Raw genomic sequence first — 765 nt, 5'->3', positions numbered from 1 at the left:
GGGGTACCAGGATTAGGAAGGAGGTACCCCGTGGACCAGGATACCTTGCAGGTGATGCTAAGGGAAGCGGTGAGGCAGACGGTGACCGAGGTCTTGCAGATTCTCCTGGACGCCGACCGGGAAGCCTTCTTGCGCCAGCACGGGGGACGCAAGAACGGCTACTACCCCCGCAAGCTGGAGACCGCCTTTGGCCAGGTGAAGCTGGCCATCCCCCGGGATCGGGAAGGGAAATACTATCCCAGCCTCCTTCAACCCTATGCCCGCCGTCAGGTGGACGTGGGGGAGGTGGCCATTGCCCTTTACGCCGCTGGGGTGAGTCAACGCAAAGCGGCGGAGGTGATGAGCCTCTTGCTGGGCCACCGGTACACCCACGAAACCATCAGCGCCATCACCGACCAGGTGCTGGAAGCGGCCGAGGCTTTCCAGAAGCGGCCTTTGCCGGAGGAGATGGCCTTTGTTTACCTGGATGGCTTTTTCTTGAAGGTGCTCAGGGAGGGACTTGGGGTGGAGAGGGCGGCCGTATACGTGGCCCTGGGGGTGACCCCCAAAGGGGAGAGGCAGGTTCTGGGCTGCAAGATAGCCTTCGGCTGACCTGGCTCCTTCCCACGGAGAACGCCCATGCCTGGGGGGAGGTGCTGAAGGAGCTTTGGGAAAGGGGGCTAAGGCGGGTGTTGCTGTTGGTCACCGATGGTCTACCTGGGATAGAGGAGGCCATCAGGAGGGTTTATCCCATGGCGGGGTGGCAGCGGTGCGTGGTGCACATGG

1 pseudogene is annotated in these 765 nt (G+C 62.6%); it reads left to right on the top strand.

The features are described from left to right. Positions 1-30 precede the first annotated feature (30 nt). A pseudogene (locus TNMX_RS10810) lies at positions 31-765 on the top strand (IS256 family transposase); the annotation flags it as partial.

Origin of the sequence: Thermus sp. NMX2.A1 (genome assembly GCF_000511705.1) — a bacterium.
Classification (GTDB): Bacteria; Deinococcota; Deinococci; order Deinococcales; family Thermaceae; genus Thermus; species Thermus scotoductus.
This window is presented reverse-complemented; position numbering and strand designations above follow the sequence as displayed.